General features: G+C 65.4%; 22 protein-coding genes. 14 read left to right on the top strand and 8 right to left on the bottom strand.

What is annotated here, in order from left to right:
- Positions 1-87 precede the first annotated feature (87 nt).
- Positions 88-1,221: an acetyl-CoA acetyltransferase gene (locus BVU17_00455; GenBank protein ID AUG46071.1), complete on the top strand. Its 1,134-nt coding sequence runs from the start codon at positions 88-90 to the stop codon at positions 1,219-1,221.
- A 111-nt stretch (positions 1,222-1,332) separates the two neighbouring features.
- Here the strand turns inward: BVU17_00455 and BVU17_00450 are convergent, their stop codons facing one another.
- On the bottom strand, positions 1,333-1,800 hold the full coding sequence (locus BVU17_00450) for a DNA mismatch repair protein MutT (GenBank protein AUG46070.1): 468 nt from the start codon (positions 1,798-1,800) through the stop codon (positions 1,333-1,335).
- A gap of 197 nt (positions 1,801-1,997) precedes the next feature.
- Here BVU17_00450 and BVU17_00445 point away from each other — a divergent pair, with 197 nt between their 5' ends.
- A complete protein-coding gene (locus BVU17_00445; protein AUG46069.1) occupies positions 1,998-2,450 on the top strand; it encodes a thioesterase in 453 nt (150 codons plus the stop codon).
- Here BVU17_00445 and BVU17_00440 read toward each other — a convergent pair.
- Both BVU17_00440 and BVU17_00435 read right to left on the bottom strand, forming a co-directional pair.
- Positions 2,447-4,351, bottom strand: coding sequence for a potassium transporter (locus tag BVU17_00440; protein ID AUG46068.1), 1,905 nt, complete (start codon positions 4,349-4,351; stop codon positions 2,447-2,449). The two genes, BVU17_00445 and BVU17_00440, sit on opposite strands and share 4 nt — an antisense overlap.
- A gap of 107 nt (positions 4,352-4,458) precedes the next feature.
- Complete coding sequence (locus BVU17_00435; protein AUG46067.1) at positions 4,459-5,367, bottom strand: MBL fold metallo-hydrolase; 909 nt, start codon at positions 5,365-5,367, stop codon at positions 4,459-4,461.
- Positions 5,368-5,474: 107 nt separating this feature from the next.
- On the opposite strand from BVU17_00435, the gene BVU17_00430 reads away from it, so the two are divergent.
- From BVU17_00430 to BVU17_00420, 3 genes are all read left to right on the top strand, one after another.
- A complete protein-coding gene (locus BVU17_00430; GenBank protein ID AUG46066.1) occupies positions 5,475-5,918 on the top strand; it encodes a universal stress protein UspA in 444 nt (147 codons plus the stop codon).
- A 76-nt stretch (positions 5,919-5,994) separates the two neighbouring features.
- Positions 5,995-7,377: a serine--tRNA ligase gene (locus BVU17_00425; GenBank protein AUG46065.1), complete on the top strand. Its 1,383-nt coding sequence runs from the start codon at positions 5,995-5,997 to the stop codon at positions 7,375-7,377.
- 111 nt (positions 7,378-7,488) lie between these two features.
- Positions 7,489-8,199 carry an SAM-dependent methyltransferase gene (locus tag BVU17_00420; protein AUG46064.1) on the top strand — a complete coding sequence of 237 codons (711 nt, stop codon included), beginning with the start codon at positions 7,489-7,491 and terminating at the stop codon, positions 8,197-8,199.
- 26 nt (positions 8,200-8,225) lie between these two features.
- Here BVU17_00420 and BVU17_00415 read toward each other — a convergent pair whose 3' ends face one another.
- Positions 8,226-8,603, bottom strand: a complete 378-nt coding sequence (locus BVU17_00415; GenBank protein AUG46063.1) for a hypothetical protein — start codon at positions 8,601-8,603, stop codon at positions 8,226-8,228.
- Positions 8,603-10,249: a monooxygenase gene (locus BVU17_00410; GenBank protein AUG46062.1), complete on the bottom strand. Its 1,647-nt coding sequence runs from the start codon at positions 10,247-10,249 to the stop codon at positions 8,603-8,605. Before BVU17_00410 ends, BVU17_00415 begins: the two co-directional genes overlap by 1 nt.
- Before the next feature lie 87 nt (positions 10,250-10,336).
- Between BVU17_00410 and BVU17_00405 the strand changes: the two genes are divergently transcribed.
- Entirely contained in the window at positions 10,337-10,852 is a 516-nt protein-coding gene (locus tag BVU17_00405) for a hypothetical protein (protein AUG46061.1), read from the top strand.
- 169 nt (positions 10,853-11,021) lie between these two features.
- Here the strand turns inward: BVU17_00405 and BVU17_00400 are convergent, their stop codons facing one another.
- Complete coding sequence (locus BVU17_00400; protein AUG46060.1) at positions 11,022-12,095, bottom strand: enolase; 1,074 nt, start codon at positions 12,093-12,095, stop codon at positions 11,022-11,024.
- 198 nt (positions 12,096-12,293) lie between these two features.
- On the opposite strand from BVU17_00400, the gene BVU17_00395 reads away from it, so the two are divergent.
- Positions 12,294-12,443 carry a 50S ribosomal protein L40e gene (locus tag BVU17_00395; GenBank protein ID AUG46059.1) on the top strand — a complete coding sequence of 50 codons (150 nt, stop codon included), beginning with the start codon at positions 12,294-12,296 and terminating at the stop codon, positions 12,441-12,443.
- Between the two features lie 50 nt (positions 12,444-12,493).
- On the opposite strand, the gene BVU17_00390 is transcribed toward BVU17_00395, so the two are convergent.
- Both BVU17_00390 and BVU17_00385 read right to left on the bottom strand, forming a co-directional pair.
- Positions 12,494-13,399 carry a hypothetical protein gene (locus tag BVU17_00390; GenBank protein AUG46058.1) on the bottom strand — a complete coding sequence of 302 codons (906 nt, stop codon included), beginning with the start codon at positions 13,397-13,399 and terminating at the stop codon, positions 12,494-12,496.
- A gap of 50 nt (positions 13,400-13,449) precedes the next feature.
- Positions 13,450-14,061, bottom strand: coding sequence for an MBL fold metallo-hydrolase (locus tag BVU17_00385; GenBank protein AUG48792.1), 612 nt, complete (start codon positions 14,059-14,061; stop codon positions 13,450-13,452).
- Positions 14,062-14,215: 154 nt separating this feature from the next.
- Between BVU17_00385 and BVU17_00380 the strand changes: the two genes are divergently transcribed.
- From BVU17_00380 to BVU17_00350, 7 genes are all read left to right on the top strand, one after another.
- Positions 14,216-14,401 carry a death domain-associated protein gene (locus BVU17_00380; GenBank protein AUG46057.1) on the top strand — a complete coding sequence of 62 codons (186 nt, stop codon included), beginning with the start codon at positions 14,216-14,218 and terminating at the stop codon, positions 14,399-14,401.
- Positions 14,398-14,949, top strand: a complete 552-nt coding sequence (locus BVU17_00375) for a hypothetical protein (protein AUG46056.1) — start codon at positions 14,398-14,400, stop codon at positions 14,947-14,949. The genes BVU17_00380 and BVU17_00375 overlap by 4 nt, the downstream gene beginning before the upstream one ends.
- A gap of 143 nt (positions 14,950-15,092) precedes the next feature.
- Positions 15,093-15,536, top strand: a complete 444-nt coding sequence (locus BVU17_00370; GenBank protein AUG46055.1) for a hypothetical protein — start codon at positions 15,093-15,095, stop codon at positions 15,534-15,536.
- A gap of 75 nt (positions 15,537-15,611) precedes the next feature.
- Positions 15,612-16,199: a hypothetical protein gene (locus BVU17_00365; GenBank protein AUG46054.1), complete on the top strand. Its 588-nt coding sequence runs from the start codon at positions 15,612-15,614 to the stop codon at positions 16,197-16,199.
- 55 nt (positions 16,200-16,254) lie between these two features.
- Positions 16,255-16,902 carry an imidazole glycerol phosphate synthase subunit HisH gene (locus BVU17_00360; GenBank protein AUG46053.1) on the top strand — a complete coding sequence of 216 codons (648 nt, stop codon included), beginning with the start codon at positions 16,255-16,257 and terminating at the stop codon, positions 16,900-16,902.
- 23 nt (positions 16,903-16,925) lie between these two features.
- A complete protein-coding gene (locus BVU17_00355) occupies positions 16,926-17,771 on the top strand; it encodes an oxidoreductase (protein ID AUG46052.1) in 846 nt (281 codons plus the stop codon).
- Positions 17,762-18,502 carry an acetoacetate decarboxylase gene (locus tag BVU17_00350; protein AUG46051.1) on the top strand — a complete coding sequence of 247 codons (741 nt, stop codon included), beginning with the start codon at positions 17,762-17,764 and terminating at the stop codon, positions 18,500-18,502. Before BVU17_00355 ends, BVU17_00350 begins: the two co-directional genes overlap by 10 nt.
- The last annotated feature ends 42 nt before the right edge of the window (positions 18,503-18,544 follow it).

Raw genomic sequence — 18,544 nt, 5'->3', positions numbered from 1 at the left:
TAGCGGTCGGACCGGGCAGACGACAACGGTTCCCCCACTGTGTCGAGTTTGTCAGGATTTAACACAGGCCGAAACGTTCCGTTGTCCATGCCCACACCTGTCATCGTGGACGCAGTCAGAACGCCACAAGGAAAGGAGGACGGCGCACTCGCCGGTGTCCGGAGCGAAGACCTCTCGGTGCCGCTTATCAACCAGTTGCTCGCGTCGACCGGCGTCGAGGCCGACGAGGTCGACGACCTGCTGTGGGGGTGTGCCCAGCAGCGCGGGGAACAGGGCAACAACATGGCCCGAGTCATCGCGCTGTTGTCCGACCTCGGCGAGAGCGTCCCCGCATCGACGATCAACCGCTGGTGTGCGTCCTCCGCCGAGGCGCTGATGCGGGCTGCCGACGCTATCGCGGCCGGCCAGCGCGACGTGCTCATCGCCGGCGGCGTCGAGTCGATGTCCCGCGTGCAGATGGACGAGAACACCCACAACGTCCACCCGCGACTGGCCGAACACTACAACATCGGCGAACTCCAGATGGGAATGACCGCGGAAAAGGTCGCCAGCGAGATGGAAGTCACCCGTCAGGAACAAGACGAGTACGCACTCCGGAGCCACCAGCGCGCCGCCGACGCGACGGAGTCCGGTCGCTTCGACGACGAGATTGTCCCTGTCGATACCGATGACGGGCAACTCGAAGCAGACGAAGGTATCCGTCCCGACACCACGTTGGAAAAGCTGTCCCAGCTTCCGACGGTGTTCAAATCGGACGGGACGGTCACACCCGGCAACGCCTCGCAAGTTTCCGACGGCGCGGCGGGGCTGATGGTCACGTCACGCGAGTTCGCGGAGGATCGCGGACTCGACATCTTGGCGGAAATCGGTTCCCACGAAGTCGCCGGCGTCGACCCGACGGTAATGGGTATCGGGCCAGTCCCCGCCGTTCGCAAACTCACCGAACGGACGGACCGTGAGACGGGCGACTACGACCTCGTGGAACTCAACGAGGCCTTCGCATCCCAGTGTCTGTACTGTCAGCGCGAACTCGGCTTCGACGACGACATTTACAATGTCAACGGCGGCGCAATCGCCATCGGCCACCCGCTCGGGGCCTCCGGCGCGCGCCTTCCAGTGACGCTCGTCCACGAAATGAACCGCCGCGACGCGGAGCTGGGCCTAGCAACGGAGTGTGTCGGCTTCGGTCAGGGTGCGGCCATCGAGTTCCGGCTACCCTGAACGGCCGCTGTCGGCGCGGGTGCAGTACGCTACCGCAGTCCGTCGCTTGTGGCTCCGTGATTTGCGACCGTTGCGACGCTCGCGTGACCACTATTTGAGAGAAGACTGTCGCTAATCGGCAGCCACATCGCCAGCTGTCGTCGCCTTGGCGGGACTCGTCAGCGAGTGGAGATAGTCGTCAAGGTCGAGTGCGAAGGTGGCATCGGTCGGGAGGTCAACCCACGAGAACTCGAACTCCGCGCCGCGCTCCTCGCCCGTCCCGGTGACGGTGTGGACCCAGTGGTCCCGGGACTCGTGAACGGGAAGATGGTAGAACGACCGCACGTACCGCTTCGGCGGGGACTGGCGACGCGTCCAGACGTCGGTGGCGATATGTCGCAGGTGCTCGAAGGAGGCTAGACCGCTCTCCTCGACGGCCTCGCGCTGGACGGCGACCCGCGGTTCCTCGCCCGGTTCAACAGTTCCTTTTGGTATCTGTAGCCCGTCGTGGCCCGGCCCGTCGAACACCAGAAGTTCCGACCCGTTTCTGGTGATGTAGGCACAGGCTTTCTTTACGTACGTCGCCCGCTGTGGTTGCATAGCATCCGGTTGCGACGGGGAACATATAGTAGTACCCACATATCTGCCTAAAATCATATTAGGTCATCAGGGGCCAAAGAGGGACAGTGATTGGGAGTAAACGACTGACAGCAGAGCGGATCCGGGTAAACGCCCACACCTGACCCGTTGTTGTCCGTTCTCGGAGGCTTATCAGACTCGATTCCGTGGGGACAGCTATGAGTCTCAAATCGATGTTCAACGACATCCCGTTTGTCAAGCAGTTAGGGATGGAGATCACGGCTGTCGATGACGGGTATGCGGCGGGCGAACTCCCGCTGGAGGACGGCCACTCCTCGAACCCCGAATCGATAATCGCACACGGTGGCGTCACGTACTCGCTCGTCGACACTGTCGGCGGGGCGGCCGTCGTCTCGCAATCCGGCACGGTCTCACCGACGGTCGACATGCGGATCGATTACCTCGCGCCGGCGACCGCCGATTTACGGACTGAGGCGGAGGTCATCCGAAGCGGCGGGAGCGTCTCCGTCGTCGACGCAGAAGTGTACGACACCGACGGCCATCACATCGCGAGCGCTCGCGGAACGTACAAAACTGACGGCGACCGCGGTGAGTCGCCGTGGACGGAAGGCGTCGACGAATCAGAGGTCACCCACCTGACCGACGACTAATCGCCACTGACCATCTTCATTCCGTCGCGCACGGACTCTCGGCGGCCCAGCAGCGTCACCATGTCGCCTTCTTCGAGGACGTAGTCGGCCGTGGGTACCTCGGCATTCTCGTGGAGGTCCCCGCTGACGAGCGCGACCAGACAGGCGTCGGGCAGCATCGGCCCGATCTCGCGGATCGGCTTGCCGATGAGTTCCCGGTTCTTGACCTCAACCTCCTGAACATCGCCGCTCCGACCGACATCAGTCATCCAGTGAGCGATAGCCGGGCGCTCGATCTGGTTGTCGATGGCCCATGCCGTCGCCATCGCCGAGGAGATGGTCCGGACGCCGAGGTCCTCGAAGGCTTCGACGTTGTCCGGATTGTTCGCGCGGGCTATCACTCGGTCGACGCTGAACTTCGAACTCGCCAGCTGAGACACCAGCAGATTCGCGTCGTCGTCACCGGTCGCCGCGACGACGGTCTTGGCGTTCTCGGCCCCGGCCGACCGCAACACGTCGGTGTCGGTGCCGTCGCCGATCTCGACGGCGTATCCCTCGTTTCGGGCTCGTTCGACGGTCTCTTCGTCCTGTTCGATGATGACGACGTTCTCGCCCCGGTCTTCGAGGCGTGCGGCGAGCGCTCGGCCCACCTGTCCGCCGCCGACGATGATGACTCGCATTGGTATCACATCCAGTTTTTCCGCAATGTAGCGCGCCAGTCCGCCCTCAAACAGGGCGGTCGCAAAAATAACGAGGAAGACGGTGCCCAGCAGGATATCCGCCTGCGTCCCCAGCAGTTCGGCCTGTGCCCCGGTGACCTCCTCGGCCGCGGCGTTCAGTTCAACGGCAAACAGCGTCGCGACGGACGCCGGAATAATACCGCGCGGCCCCACGAAGCTGACGAACAGCTTCTCGTTGGTCGTAAACCGGTCACCGACAGTCGAGACGAACACCAGCAGCGGGCGGATGAGCAGAGCGACCGCGAGGACGACGATGATGCCCGCTAGCCCGACATCAATGAGCGAGGCCAGTTCCAGTTGCGCCGCCAGGGCGATGAACACGAACGACAGCACCAGCAACGTGATGTCGCCTTTGAACTCCTCGATATCTTCCTCGTACGGGTGGTCGACGTTCCCGAGCGCCATCCCCGCCGTGGCGGCGGCGGCGACGCCGGCCTCGGTCGCTATCGTGTTCGCGCCCGCGTATGCGATGAGCGCCCCGGCGAGGACGAGCAGTCGGGAGTTCCGCGGTGCGTCACCGGGCGAGAGGTCAACGTACTGGAGGAGGTAGTACACCACGCCAGCGACGATGAGGCCAACCAGTAGCCCCGTCCCCAGTCGAAGGGCAAATCCCCGGAGGAGGTTCTCACTGGCGACGGCCGGATTGACCGTCTCGAAGATGACGACAGCGATGATGGCCGCGGTCACGTCGTTGACGATCCCTTCCGTCTCCAGCGCGGCGGCAACGCGGTCTCGAACCGGGACAACATCGAGAATCGGCGTGATGACCGTCGGCCCGGTCGCGACCAGCAACGCACCGATAAGGAACGCGAGGTTCCAGGAGACGGCCGCGGAACTGAACGCGAACTTGACGGCGATAGCGGTGCCGACGAGTGCGATAGCCGCACCGACGGTTACGAGCCTGAACGTGGCGGCCGGGGCCTCGCGCAGACGGTCAAATCGGAGGTGATAGGCCCCCTCGAAAACGATGATTGCGACTGCTAAGCCGACGATTGCCGACAGCGCCCCGCCAAAGGTACCATCACCGATGATGTCCAGTCCAGGCTGGCCGATGATGACACCCACCAGCAGGTAGAAGATGATACTGGGGACGCGCAGGCGTGCGGCGAGGACCTGTGCAAGGACGCCAAGTCCGATGATGCCGGCGACGAGCGGAATCAGTAGCCCCGAACTACCAGCCACAGTTGGCCTCCATCTGTCCGGGCTATCGCGTCGCCACCGTATAAGCGCATTCACTCACCGGCAGACGGGGGCACTATCACCCAGTTTCAGGCCCGTTATGACACTGACTATTCTTTCCGGTTATCGAGCGCCACGAGGACGCCGCGGACGTTCAGGCGCATCTCGGCGCGGCCCTTTCGCTCGCCCCAGGTATCGGTGTCGGCCCGCTCGACGAAGTAATCGATGACTGCCTCGTCGTCGTCCAGTTCCTCGCGTTTTCGCTCGACCTCGGCGACCCATTCAGGTAGTATCTCGGTGTATGTTTCCAGCTTATCGCCGGTTTCGACGGCACCGAAGTGGCCGAACATGAGGATGTCCGGGTCGAGGTCCTGTATCATCGCCACGTCGTCGAGCGCCTGGTCGAGCGTGAAGTTGACCGGCGGGGTCGTGACGTGCATCTCGTCGGTCGACGGGTTGTAGATGCCGGCGGCGTCGGCGGTGAACACACCGTCGATGGCAGGGTCGTAGAAGACGACCTGATGTGGCGCATGGCCCGGCGCGTGCAGAGTTTCGAGGGAGTGGTCACCCAGGTCGATCACGTCGCCGTCGGTCAGCGTCTCGATACGGTCTTCGGCGACCGGGACCGGCTTCCCGTAGAACTCGATCTGGTCACCGACGGCGTGTTTGGTCCCCTCCCAGAGCCGCTCGGGGTCGACGAGGTGGCGCTTGCCGGATTCGTGGACGTAGACCGTCGCGTTCGGGCAGTCCTCGGCGAGGTAGCCGGCCCCGCCGGCGTGGTCCAGATGGACGTGGGTCGCCGCGATGACCTCCAGGTCCTCGGGCGCGATCCCGACCGACTCCATCGCCGAGAGGATGGTTTCGTGTCGCGCGCCGGTGCCGGTGTCGACCAGCGCCGGTCGCTCGGCGTCGATTATGTAGACGGGCCCGTACTCGGCTACGTCGTACATCCCGACGTCGACGTAGTGGACATCTGTGCAGTCCCCGACCGTCACCTCGTAAACGTCACCGATTCCCATACAGTTCCTCGTGACCGGCGGGGGCAAAACCGTTGTGCTGCGGCTGTCCTGACAGTTGATAGAGAGGAAGCGCAAAGCCATTTACCCGGAATCAGAAACACCACTGTATGTACGACGCCGTACTCGTTCCGACCGACGGCTCCGACGGGTCTGCCACTGCAGCCGAACACGCCATCGACCTCGCACAGCGCCACGACGCGAGTCTGCACGCGCTACACGTCCTCGAAACCGAACAGGTAGTCGACCAGATTCCCGACTTCGAGGACAGCAGCATCTACGACCGCCTCGCCGACGCTGGGCAGCAGGCTGTCGACGACCTGCGTGCACAGGCCGAAGACGCCGGTATCGACGCAGTGACGACAGCAGTTGAACAGGGCGTGCCCCACGAGGAAGTCGTGGCGTACGTCGAGCGCCACGACATCGACATCATCGTAATGGCGACGGAGGGCCGGACCGGACCGTCCCGGGAACTCATCGGCAGCGTTACCGAGTCGGTCGTTCGGGCCTCGCCGGTCCCGGTACTTGCGACCAAGGTCGGCGGCGAGTCGTAGCGGGACGGGCCGACAGCCGGGGTCGCTCTGCCGCGGGACCGACACGACTAATTTCTGCCGTCGAGAACCGTCGGCCATGTTATCGAGACAGTTCGTCCGGGAGAACCCCGAGACGGTTCGTGACGCTATCGAGCGGAAGGGCGTCACGGGCGTCGACCTCGACGAAATCCTCGAAATAGACGAGGAGTGGCGGGAACTGAAAGCCGAAGGCGACGGTCTGCGACAGGAACGCAACGAAGTGTCGAGCAAAATCGGCCAGCTCAAACAGGAGGGCAAGGACGAGGAGGCACAGGAGGCCATCGACCGCTCGCAGGAACTCAAAGACGAACTGCAGGATATCGAGGAGCGGGCCGACGAACTTGAGTCCCAGTTGGAAGACGCCCTGCTTGAACTGCCGAACATCCCTCACGAGTCAGTCCCGACCGGCGAGGACGAGGCAGACAACGTCGAGCGCTACCGCGAGGGATTCGACGACCTGCGGGACCTGCCCGACGAGGTCGTCCCGCATTACGACCTCGGCGAGGAGCTGGACCTGCTCGACTTCGAGCGTGGCGCGAAGGTGTCCGGCGGCGGCTACCAGTTCGTCAAGGGCGAGGGCGCGCGCCTAGAGCACGCGCTCGTCCAGTTCATGCTCGATGTCCACCGCGAGCAGGAGTACGTCGACGTACTCCCGCCGATTCCCGTCAACTCCGATTCGATGGAAGGGACCGGCCAGCTCCCCAAATTTGCCGAGGACGCCTACCGCGTCGGAGCCAGACAGGACGACGACTACGACAGCGACGACCTGTGGCTGCTCCCGACAGCGGAGGTACCGGTCACCAACATGTACCGCGGCGAGATTCTACTGGACGACGACCTCCCGGTCAAACATCAGGCGTTCTCACCGAACTTCCGCCGGGAGGCCGGCGAACACGGGACCGAGACACGAGGATACGTCCGCGTCCACCAGTTCCACAAGGTCGAACTCGTCAACTTCGTCCGCCCGGAGAACAGCTACGACCGGCTTGAGAGCCTGCTTGACGAGGCTGCCGAAGTGCTCGACCGCCTCGAACTCCCCTACCGCGTCCTCGACATGTGTACCGGCGATATGGGCTTTACGCAGGCCAAGAAGTACGATATCGAGGTGTGGGCTCCCGGCGACGACATGGAGGACGGTCCCGACCGCGGTGGCCGCTGGCTCGAGGTCTCCTCGGTATCGAACTTCGAGGACTTCCAAGCGCGCCGCGCCGGCCTGCGGTACCGCCCCGAGCGCCACGAGTCCGCCGACTACCTCCACACGCTGAACGGGTCCGGACTGGCCGTGCCCCGCGTCCTTGTCGCCATCATGGAGTACTACCAGAACGACGACGGGACCATCACTGTGCCCGAACCCCTCCGCCCGTACATGGGCGGTCAGGAAGTCATCGAAGGCTCCGAGAAAATCGGCGAGAGCGCCGTCGGAGCGGGCGAGAAAGAGTAGGCTGCCGCGGTCCGTTGCACTCGGCCGGTCTCCCGCTTTCTCGTACGGGGCGTGTTACACGGAGCCATATTTCAATACAGTATTACATTCGTTCGCCGGCACTGCCGAAGTATGCCGGACGACGCTTTCGGGCAGATGGTACTGGACTTCCACCGCGGGGACCTCGCCGAACGGCCCCGCTATCGCCGCGACGACGACGATGTGACCGAGGCACATCTGGCAGGCTACTTCGAGCGGCCGTCGGAATGGCATCCTATCGAGCGGGATCTGTTCTCGGACGTGACGGGACGTGTCCTCGACGCCGGCTGTGGCGTCGGCCGGCACACGCTCCCACTGCAGGAGCGCGGCCACAGCGTGCTGGCGGTCGATCGGAGTCCGGGAGCCGTCACTGTCGCCCGCGAGTGCGGGGTCACGGATGCAGTGGTCGGCGGCCTTCGACAGCCACCCGGTGACGGGTTCGATACCGTCGTCGCCCTGGGCAAGCAACTCGGCCTCGGCAGTTCGCTGGCCGACCTCCGGACAACGCTCACCGAACTGGCGGCGGTGACGCGGCCCGGTGGTCGTCTCGTTGCCGACATGGATACACTCGACCGGGCAGACCCGGAGACTGACGCGGCCCACCTCGTCCAGCCCGGTGTCGCCTACCGGACCTTCCGCGTCGAGTACGACGGGCTGGCCGGCCCGTGGACCGACCTGTTGGTGGTCACGCCGTCAGGGTTCCGCGACGCGGTCAGCGAGACCCCGTGGACCGTGGACGCGCTCGTCGGAACCGAAGCCGACGGGTCGATGTACGGCGTTCGGCTGTCGCTACCGGGAGGGTGAACTAATAACGCCGCGAGCGGGCAGCATCAGCGCGTGTACGTCTCGATGCGCTCGATGTCGCCCCCGGCGAAGGTGAACACGTCGACGAACCCGACGATACGCTCACCGTCAGCATCGAGTAGGCGACCGCGAGCGATGACTTCCGCCGTCGCCGTGTCGTCGCCGTCTATCGACTCGGCCGCGCTGTCTTTCTGCCGACAGTAGAGGCCGTCCAGCGGATGCGTGGTGTCCATCTGGGGCCGTCCCTCACGCATGAACTGTACGAACTGGTCCCGGCCGTCGATGGTCCGGTCGGGGCGGTCGTGGACGAACGACGGGGTGAGCAGCGAGGCCAACTGGTCGTAGTCGTCGCCGTCGATGGCGTCGTAGTAGGCCCGTGTCCGCCGAAGAAGCGCGGGTCGCATCACAGGTCTGCTTCGTGGTCGTCAGGCGTGTCTCTATCGCTCTCCGCATCGGACGGCTCGTCAGTTGCGTCCGGGACAGCATCGTCAGTGTGTCCCGGTTCGGCTGCTTCTCCCGTGTCGCCGTCGTCGCCCGTCGGGTCGGCTAGGTCCAGCTCAACTGCGTCGTCGGTCTCCGTCCCTGAGGCGGTGGCGGCGTCCGGCGACGAGCCGGCGGTCGACTGCTCGCCGTCCGGCGCATCCTGTGTGGGAGCGTCGTCCCCGCGACCGACTGTGTCTGGAGGCGCTTCGACCATCGCGGTCGGGGTCTCGTCCAGCGGCTCCGTCGGCTCGTTCTCGGCGTCGCTGGCGGCCAGTTCAGCCTGAATCTCCTCGATATCGGTGTCATCAACGTCCGAAAGCTCACCGTCCCCGTCCGGCGGCGACACCGACTCCGGCGGGCCGTCGTCGGCCGACGAAGCATCAGATTCCGCCGCTGTCGACTGGTCCGCAAGAGCGGTCGCGTCGCTGGTCGAAGTCTCCGCCGAATTCGGTGGCTGGTCAGCTGTCCCCGCCGTCGTCTCCTCGGCTGCTTCTATCGTCGGCCCATCGGCACCATCTCGCGTGTCATCGGCCGCATCGGCGTCCTCAGGCGGCGGCGCTGTCTCAGACAGTTCGCGGTCCGTCTGTTCGACTTCCTCGTCGATATCTACGTCGAGCGAAGTATCCACAGCCGTCTCGTCCTGTGTGAGGAAGGCTGGTCGGTCGTCGTCTGCCTCTGTTTCCAGCGTCTCCACATCTGGCGGCCACGGGCCGTCAGGGTCCGGGGGTTCCTCGTAGCCGCGGGCGGTTTCAAGCGGCCGCTCCGCGTCGTCGCGGAGTTGCTGGCCCTCGGCGCCGTTCCCGCTAGAGTAGGCACGGGCGGCCTGTGTGAGCCAGTCGCTGGCCTGCCACAGCGAGTTCGCCTTCGTCTTTGCGTCCTCGTAAATCGGTCTCAGAGACTCGTCGTCGACGAACCGAACAGCGGTGTCGAAGTGGTCTTCGGCGTCGGCGAACTCGTCGCGTGCCTGCTGGAAGTCGCCCTGTGCGACCATCCACTCCGATTCGCCGAAGGCACTCATCGCCGACGTGAATGCGCGCCGCCCCTCCGTGTAGTGGGCGTGGCCGACGCGGTAGCGGGCGAACGCAGTGTCGTCACCGCCGGTGTCCGCGATAGCGTCTTTGATTTCTCCGACACGGGGAAGTGCCTGAAGGTCGTCGGTACTCCAGGCGTACTGCACGTCGCCGTCGTGGTCGATGACGACAACGGCGCGCTCGATGAGCTGCTGGCCGATATCGTCGATAAAGTCGAGTCTGTACTCGCGGGCGACCTCGTGGTCAGTGTCGGACAGCAGCGGAATTTTCAGGCCGTAGCGGTCGGCAAAAGCCCGGTGGCTGTACACCGAATCCGGGCTGATCCCCAGAATAGTCACGTCTTTCTGCATCGTAAAGAGGTCGAGTTCGTCCAGATCACAGGACGTCTCGTCACAGGCCGGATTGAAATCCGCCGGATAGAACGCGAGGATGACGACATCCTCGCCGAGATAGTCTGCCAGTCCGACTCGCTGGCAGTCGCCATCAACGAGCGCCGGTAGTTCGAACAGTGGTGCCGCTGTCCCCTCTGAAAGCACACGTTGTACAACTGAGGCCGGCTATAACAGTGTTTGCACACTATCGCAGAGCGAGGCGTTTTTATCGGCCACGGTGGTACCGTTCGTGTGGAACTGCACGTCCGGTATGAGGGTGACGACGACCCCGACAAATGTAGCGCGCGGAAGCTGGCCCGAATGGACGAGGCCGAACTCCACCGCGCGACGCGGTCGACGCCGCCCGGAATCGTGCTCAACCCCTTCGCTGAGCAGGCGCTGTCCCCGGCCGACCGGCCGACCGCCGGCGACGGCGCTCGCCACAGCCGCCTGGTCGCGCTCGATTGCTCCTGGGAGACCGCCGAACGGGAGGCGTTCGACCTCGAGGGGATACACCGCTCGCTCCCGTTTCTCGTCGCCGGCAATCCGGTCAACTACGGGACGGCCTTCCAGCTCAATACCGTCGAAGCGTTCGCCGGCGCACTCGTCATTCTCGGGGAGCGCGACCACGCCGAACGGATTCTGTCGACGTTCTCCTGGGGCCACACGTTTCTGGAACTGAACGAGGAGCCGCTGGGACGGTACGCGAACTGCGAGGATTCGAGCGACGTCATCGACGTACAGGACGACTACCTCGCCGAGGAGTAGTCACTGTGGCGTTGCTGGCTTTTCGAGGAGCGGCGCATCACAGTGTGGACAGGCCTGCCGTGCGTGTGCCTCCAGCACGTCGTCGATGCGTTCTCCGCAGACTTGGCACCGCATAACAATAGTTAGTATGCGTACAATAATGTAACTTCGGCTTCATATCTAAGGTCGCCTACGAGAACCCGGTCCCGATTCCGGCCGGCTCGTCAGGTGGCGTAAGTGGACTCGTCGGTAGGTCCGCATTCGGCTCGGGGTCGTTGTATCCGCCGGGCGCGACGTCGTTCGGCCCGTCAGGGTAACACAGCGACGCCAGCGCCTGTATGTGGTCGCGGCCGACGCCGAGTTCGAACTGGCCGCCGCCGTACAGGTCGATGCCGTGTTCCTCGCAGTAGTCGATGGTCGCAAGCACCGACTCGACGGTCCCGCAACGGGACGGTTTCATGTTGAGCCACTCCGGTTCGAACGGCAGCGCCTCGATGCTCTCGACGCCGGTGATAGGCACGTCCCAGGTGACGCGCGCCTCTTGTCCGTCGAAAACCGGCCGAGTCGCGTCGGTCAGGTCGGGGTCCTCAATCAGCGCGTCCGGGAGGCCGTCGACGACGCGGCGGTAGAACTCGGGGTCTGCCTCCACGTCGACATCCGTCCCCTCGTACAGCCCTTTCAGGTCCAGCACCCGAACGTCGTAGTCCGTCAGCTCGTCAATGAGGGCGTCGCTCCAGGACGGCGTGGGGTCGAGTTTGAACGAAAGGTCGCCGTAACGCTTACACAGCATCGCCAGTCTGTCAGCCGTCGGTGGCGTGTCGTCGTCCGCGTTCGAGAGCCGCGTCGAGACGACGAAGTTCACCGGGTTGTACTGCCGTCCGAGCGCCGACCCGAGGTCCGTGTCGGCCTGCTTCAGGGCCAGGTCGAGCGCCGCGCTCTCGAACCCCCAGCGCCGGTAGTGACGGAAGCGCTCCTCGTCTGGGGGTTCGGGCCACAGGTCGGCCTCGGCCAGCGCCGTCGAAAAGGAATCGACGGTGTACTCGCCGACCAGCGGGAAGTCCGCGCCCTGCAACGCGTCGGCATCCTGCAGTGCATCGTGGGCCTCTGTCGTGTACGTCACGTCCTCCCCACTGCCGGTTTTCCCCGCGCCGGAGAGTCGGATACCGGTCGTCACCCGGTCGAATCCGCTGGACGTCGCCCGTTCTCGGCGCTCGAACGCACAGCGCTCGACGGTGACCGGGAGGTCTGCGACCTGCTCGTACATACCCCGGCTTCGCCGCTTGGGCATCTAAAGCCAGCGACGACTGGCGGTGACCGCCTGTGTTCAGACAGCCAGAAGTGCCATCCGGTGCCTGTCTGTGCAGCCGAGACGGGAGACGGTCCGGCTCTCGGTGTCGTTTCACGCGGATTGGACCCGACCCGAAACTCAAAGCTTAAACGCGCGCACCGGAAATAAGCGCGCATGGCTAGCTTCGAGACAGCGTCCGATCGACTCCTCAACAAGCAGATCTGCATGCGGTGTAACGCTCGGAACCCAGAGCGCGCCCAACAGTGCCGGAAGTGTGGCTACGGCAACCTGCGTCCGAAGGCGAAAGAAACCCGCAGCGCCTAATTTTCGGATCAGTTGCCGCCGGTATCCGGTGGCACTTCGTCGGCAGCTCGCTACCGGTCAGTTGGGTCTTTGTCCACTGCCTGCCGGTTGAGCGTCGCCAGGCGAACCGATGCGTGTGAGACAATGAGTTCCAGCAGTTTTGTGTCTTCTTCGCCGACAGTCGTCTCGTCTGTCGTCACTGAGAGAACGACTGTCGTCGTGTCCGCGTCGTCCAGAACCACCGCCGACACGCAATCGGTGACTGACTCGGGGAAGTCGACGGCGAACGGCCGGTCGTGAACGGTGACCTCGCCCTGTTGCTGTGTCCGGACTTCCCGTGCGAGCGAGCCGACGGCGTCGACCGGCACGGTTCGAATCGTGTTCGCGAGCGCCACCGCATCGCCGTCCCTGAGCCGGATGACGGCCGTCTCCTCCATGCCGGTCATCGTGCCGAAGGCCTCGACGACGAAGGCAGCGACGCCGTCGACGCTGGGGGCGCTGGCGATGGCGCGTCCGTAGTTGTTCACGTCGGCCGCCTTCCCGGCGAACGCCTCAATGCGGTCGCGCTCGGCCGCCAGTTCGCGGAGCCGACTGCGGCTCCGGGCGTCGTACAGACCGACAAGAACGCCGGCCAGCGCGCCAACGGTAACGAGATCGACCGTTACGTACGACGCCCGGGCGAGTGAGCCGGAGGTCACGCGCTGACTGAACAACAGCAGCGCCGCCACAGCGGCGAACGTCACAGTTCCGCCGGCGGCCCACGCGGCCACCCGGGACGCTGCCCCCTCGAACGTTGTGTCGCGAGCGAGCCAGACGCCCGCGTACGCTATCGCCAGCCCCATCGCCGCAAAGGGGAGCGCATCTACCGCGACCGCCACTGGAATCCGGGTCTGCTGGACCGCGTGAAGCACCTGGATGGCGGCCAGTACAACGCCGGAAAGCGCCAGGGCCGCCCCCGTCAGAAGTCGCTGGTTCATGGTGTCGAATATCGGCCCGCCCACGAGAGCGTTGTGCCGGTTTCGGGTGGTCACTCGTCGGGATACTTCGGCTCGCGGCGCTCGGCCCGTTCGAGGGCGCGCTCGACGACCTCGCGGACATCGCCGTGGAAGACGCCGCCGTGACCCGAGTACATGTGTTCGACGCCGGCAGGCATGCGGTCGAGGAGGGTCTCGATGCTTTCGATGAGGCGCTCGCGGGACTGACCGGGGTGGTCCGTGCGGCCGAAGGAGCCGTCGCCGAACGCGCCGTCGTCGTGAACAACCACGTCACCGGAAAACAGGGACGACTCGGAGACGAGCGAGACGTGGTCGTCGGCGTGGCCTGGCGTGTAGATGACCTCACACTCCTCGTCGCCGACGGTGAGCGTGTCGCCGTCGGCGAGTGCATGGTCCCGGCGTGGATGGGAGCCGTAGGCGTACAGCGGCACGTCGAAGGCGTCGAGGACGGCGTCGAGCTGCTGGACGTGGTCGCCGTGCTGGTGGGTCAAGACGACGGCGTCGAGCGTATCGACGTGCTCGCGGATGACGTCGACGACGCCGCGCATCGCGCCGGCGTCGACCAGCGTCGTCTGCTCGCCGGTCGCGAGATAGGCGTTGCAGGTGAACGTCTCGGCCTCGGCGGTGACGTTGTGAACGTCCATACACGAACCCTGTGGCGCGGCCCGCTTGAGTGTACTGTCCCGGCTGCCGGTCGCCACAGCGTCTCCAAGAGCGACGCCCCGTCGTATTAATTCACTTATACGATTGGATCGGCGAGTGATTTTTTACTGTGAACGTCATAGTTGTACACGTACCATGGGGTTCGGGAGCTACGACGAATCGGAACAAGACAATCAGGAGTACGACACAGACTTCGAGGACGAGGACGGCCTCGATGCTGAAGAAAACGCCCACGAGGGCGACATCGAATACGAGTTCACCGCGTCGAACGACGAACTACTCGACAGACTGGAAGACATCAAAGACAACCAGAACACGTGAAATCAGGGGCACGGGCCCTCGGCGTTGCGGAGTCGTACCGAGCGGAAACCAGTCAGTTCGCTGGCGCTGTCGTCCGCGCCAGTAGAGTGACTGACGGCTTTGTTTTCAGCACTGCCACGGTCGGTGGGAGCGACGCGACCGAGACGGTGTGTGCGATGGTTGACCGACTGGACCGGGAGGACATCCGCTACCTGCTGGTGGCGGGTATCGCGCCGGCGTGGTTCAACATACTTGACCTCCAACAGATTCACGGCCACACCGACCTGCCAGTTGTCTCTGTCACTTTCGAGTCCTCGCCGGGGCTGGAAGGGGCCATCCGCGAGGCGTTCGACGACTCCGATGTCGTACAGGACCGGCTGGCGACCTACCGCGCCCAGCCGGAGCGCCGACCGGTGACGGTGAACGACGAGACAGTGTACGTCCGGAGCGTCGGCCTTAGCGACAGTGCCGCCGCCGACGTCGTCCGCGCGTTCACGCCTGAGGGCGGCCGTCCGGAACCGCTCCGTGTCGCCCGACTGGCGGCGCGGGGCCTGGTCGAGATGGCGTGACGCTGCCGGTGACTGGCTTACCTATCGCTAACGCGTTCTCAGAAAGTGGAGGAAAAGGCTATCTGCCCTGTTCAGACTCAGGCAATTCTTTAGCTATTACTAAACTCACACTGATTGTACGGCACGGTGTACGTAGGACCACGATGGCCGAAAGCAGAACGCGCACGAGGAAGACCGTCGAATCGGTAGAGCGGAACGAACAGCGCAACGTCGACAGTACCGTCACCCGGTACGAAAGCGACCAGCCGACGGACCGCAGCGTCTACGGGACGCGCCGGCAGGACAGCCAGCTCGTGTTCTTCGACGGGCAGACCCCCGACAGGGAGACGGCCCGGAGCGGCGGCGTTCGGGAGCAGACACGTGACGCGCTCGACCGGGTTCGGACCATGGCGGCCGAGTCCGGCCTCGAACCGGACGACCTGCTGCGCACGACCGTGTACCTCGCCGAGATGGACGAGCTACCGGCAGTCAAGCGGGCGTACGCGGAGTTCTTCGACGGACAGCGACCGTCACGGACCGTCGTCGGCGTTTCAAGCCTGCCGAACGACGCGGCGGTGCAGATCGAAGCAACGGGTGTGAAACGGTAATCGGTACCGGCGGCCTCGTCGGCGACCGCGCGGCGGACCGCTGCGTTTGAGAGTACCCAGTGCAAACGGCAGCGCATGGAGCAGATGGACGGCCTCAACGTCGTCGGCTGTGAGCGCTGTGATGACCTCTGTCACTCGCGCTCGCGCATCGTCAACGGTGTCGGCCCCGCGGATGCGGATCTGTTGTTCGTCGGGGAGGCTCCCGGCGCGAACGAGGACGAACAGGGCGAGCCGTTCGTCGGTCGCAGCGGCGACGTGCTGGACGATGGGCTACGCGATGCCGGCCTTGACCGCGACGACGTTCGCATCACGAACTGCGTGCGGTGTCGCCCGCCGGACAACCGCGACCCGCGGGCGGGCGAACTGGCGAACTGCCGGGAGTACCTGGAAACCGAGATCGACCGTGTTGACCCGGCGGTCGTGGTCACGCTCGGGAAAGTCCCGGCCGAGCACCTGCTGGAGCGGGACGTGGCCGTCACGGGCGAAGCGGGCGACGTGTTCGACGTGGCCATCGCCGGTCAGCCACGACGCATCCTCGTCTCGGTCCATCCGGCGGCGACGCTGTACGACCCGAGCCAGAAGGAGACGTTCGAGGCGGCGCTGGAAACCGCCGCGGAGTTCACCGACGCTCGGAGCGGACAGTCGCGGCTCGGCGAGTTCTGAGTCCAGCCTTGCGCGAACAGGAAATCACTTACCCTCCGTTCGCCTACGACGACGTATGAGTGTCAGACAGACGACCGCGGACGTGGTCGTCGTCGATTACGGACTGGGGAACCTCCGGAGCGTCACGCGCGGCCTCGAACGCGCCGGCGCGGACGTGACCCTCTCAGAGGACCCCGCGGAGTTCGACGCGGCCGACGGCATCGTTCTGCCCGGCGTCGGGGCCTTCTCCGAAGGGATGGACAACGCCGGCCCGTTCCGCGAGGCGCTGGTCGAACAGGCCGAGGCCGGAAAGCCCCTGTTCGGGATCTGTCTCGGGATGCAGATGCTCCTGACGACGAGCGAGGAGGCCGACCACGAAGGGCAGGGCGACGCCGAGGGGCTCGACCTCATCCCCGGACAGAACGTCCGGTTCAGCCGCGACCAGACCGTCCCGCACATGGGCTGGAACGAACTCGACGTGACGCGGGACCACCCGCTCGTCGAGGGCGTGGATGGGGAGCACGCCTACTTCGTCCACTCCTACTACGCCGTCCCGGACGACGAGAACGCGACGGTGGCGACGACGGACTACGGGACGGATTTCGCCTCCATCGTCGCCAACGACGCCGGCAACGTCTTCGGCACGCAGTTCCACCCGGAGAAGTCGGGCGAGACCGGGCTTCGTATCCTCCAGAACTACGTCGACTACTGTCTCGAACACTGAGTCCGGGAAGTCGATTTCTTCGTATGTCTACGGATGACGCTGTCGTGCTTCTCACCGGTGCGGCGTCGGGCATCGGTGCCGCGACGGCGCAGGCGTTCGCCGACGACGGCTGGACGGTCTACGCGACAGACATCGAAAGCGCGTTTCCGGCAGCTATCCGCGAACGCTGTCGCTGTCTCGAACTCGACGTGACCGACGACGAACAGATAGCGACTGTTGTTGACCAAATCAGCACGGAGACCGGCCGGCTCGACTGTCTGGTGAACAACGCCGGCTACGGGGTCGCCGGCCCGGTCGAGGACGTGGCCAGCGACGACGTTCGCGAGCAGTTCGACGTGCTGGTCCACGGCCCACATCGACTCGCACAGGCAGTGCTCCCGGAACTGCGCGAACACGGCGGGCGCATCGTCACCGTCTCCAGCGTGCTGGGCCACACCGCCTCACCCGGGCTGGGCGCATACTCGGCCGGGAAGGCCGCCATCGAGTCGCTCTCTGACGCGCTCCGGATAGAGGTCGCCGGGGAAGACGATGTCCACGTCTCGCTCGTCGAGCCGGCGTGGGTCGAGACCGGCTTCGCCGAGGGCGCGCTGGGGAGCCTGACCGAGGCGGACCGGACACCGACCTACGACCGGACCTACGACGCGCTGGAGGACGGATGGGTGCTCACCGGCGGGCCGCTGGCGACGACGCCGGAGGCCGTCGCCGCGACGGTGCTGGCCGCGGCGACCGACGACCCACCGAAGGCCCGCTACCCCGTCGGGGCCTTCGCTACGTTCGTCCGGTGGACTCACTGGCTCCCGGCGCGACTGCAGGACCCGATTCACCGCGGGTTCGGCCGCGTGAGCGCGGCGCTGGGGCGGTGGCTGTGACGCGACTCGCCGACGGCGACCGGGTCCGGCTCTCGACGGGCCACGAGGTGACGCTCCCGCTGGTCACCGAGGCGACGGTCGCCGGCGCGGTGCTGCCGGCGCGATACGACGTTGCGGCGTCGCTGTTGCCCGAGGGACTGACGCCGGTTCGGGCGACGGCCCGGAGAGCCGCGGTCGTGCTCCTCTGTGTCGAGTACCACCGCATCGGCGACGACGCGATGTCCCCATACGACGAGTTCGCGGTGGCCATCGCGGCGACGCCGGACGGGCGGCGGCCGCCGTTGCTCCCCCTGCTGACCCGCGCGGCCGGGGCCTACGTCTGGTCGCTCCCGGTGACGACCGAACCCGCACGCGCCCTCGGCGACGAAATCTGGGGCTACCCGAAGACAGTCGCCGACATCGACCACCGCGACGACGCGACCGGCCGCGAGACGACGGTCGTCGAAGACGGCGACCGCGTGGCGACGGTGAGAATCGACTGGCCCCGAACCTGGGAGCGCCGGGAGCGGATAGCGAGCTACGCGGTCCGGGAGGGGCGACTCGAACGGACGCCCGTCGCGTTCCAGGGGAAACTGGGGGCCGCGCCGCTGAGCGGGCGCGTCGCCGTGGCTCCGGGCGACCACGAGCGGGCCGACACGCTCCGCGCGCTGGACCTCGGCACCCGGTCAGTGCTCCGGTTCTCGCTGGACGGGCGGATTACGTACGGCGCTGGGCGGGCGGTAGAGCGGTAGCGGGGGGTAGCAGGAGCGGAGCAGTGCGGTAGCAGGGTGGTG

Source organism: Haloarcula taiwanensis, from assembly GCA_002844335.1.
Classification (GTDB): Archaea; Halobacteriota; Halobacteria; order Halobacteriales; family Haloarculaceae; genus Haloarcula; species Haloarcula taiwanensis.
The sequence above is the reverse complement of the archived record's forward strand: the minus strand, read 5'-3'. Positions and strand labels throughout refer to the sequence as shown.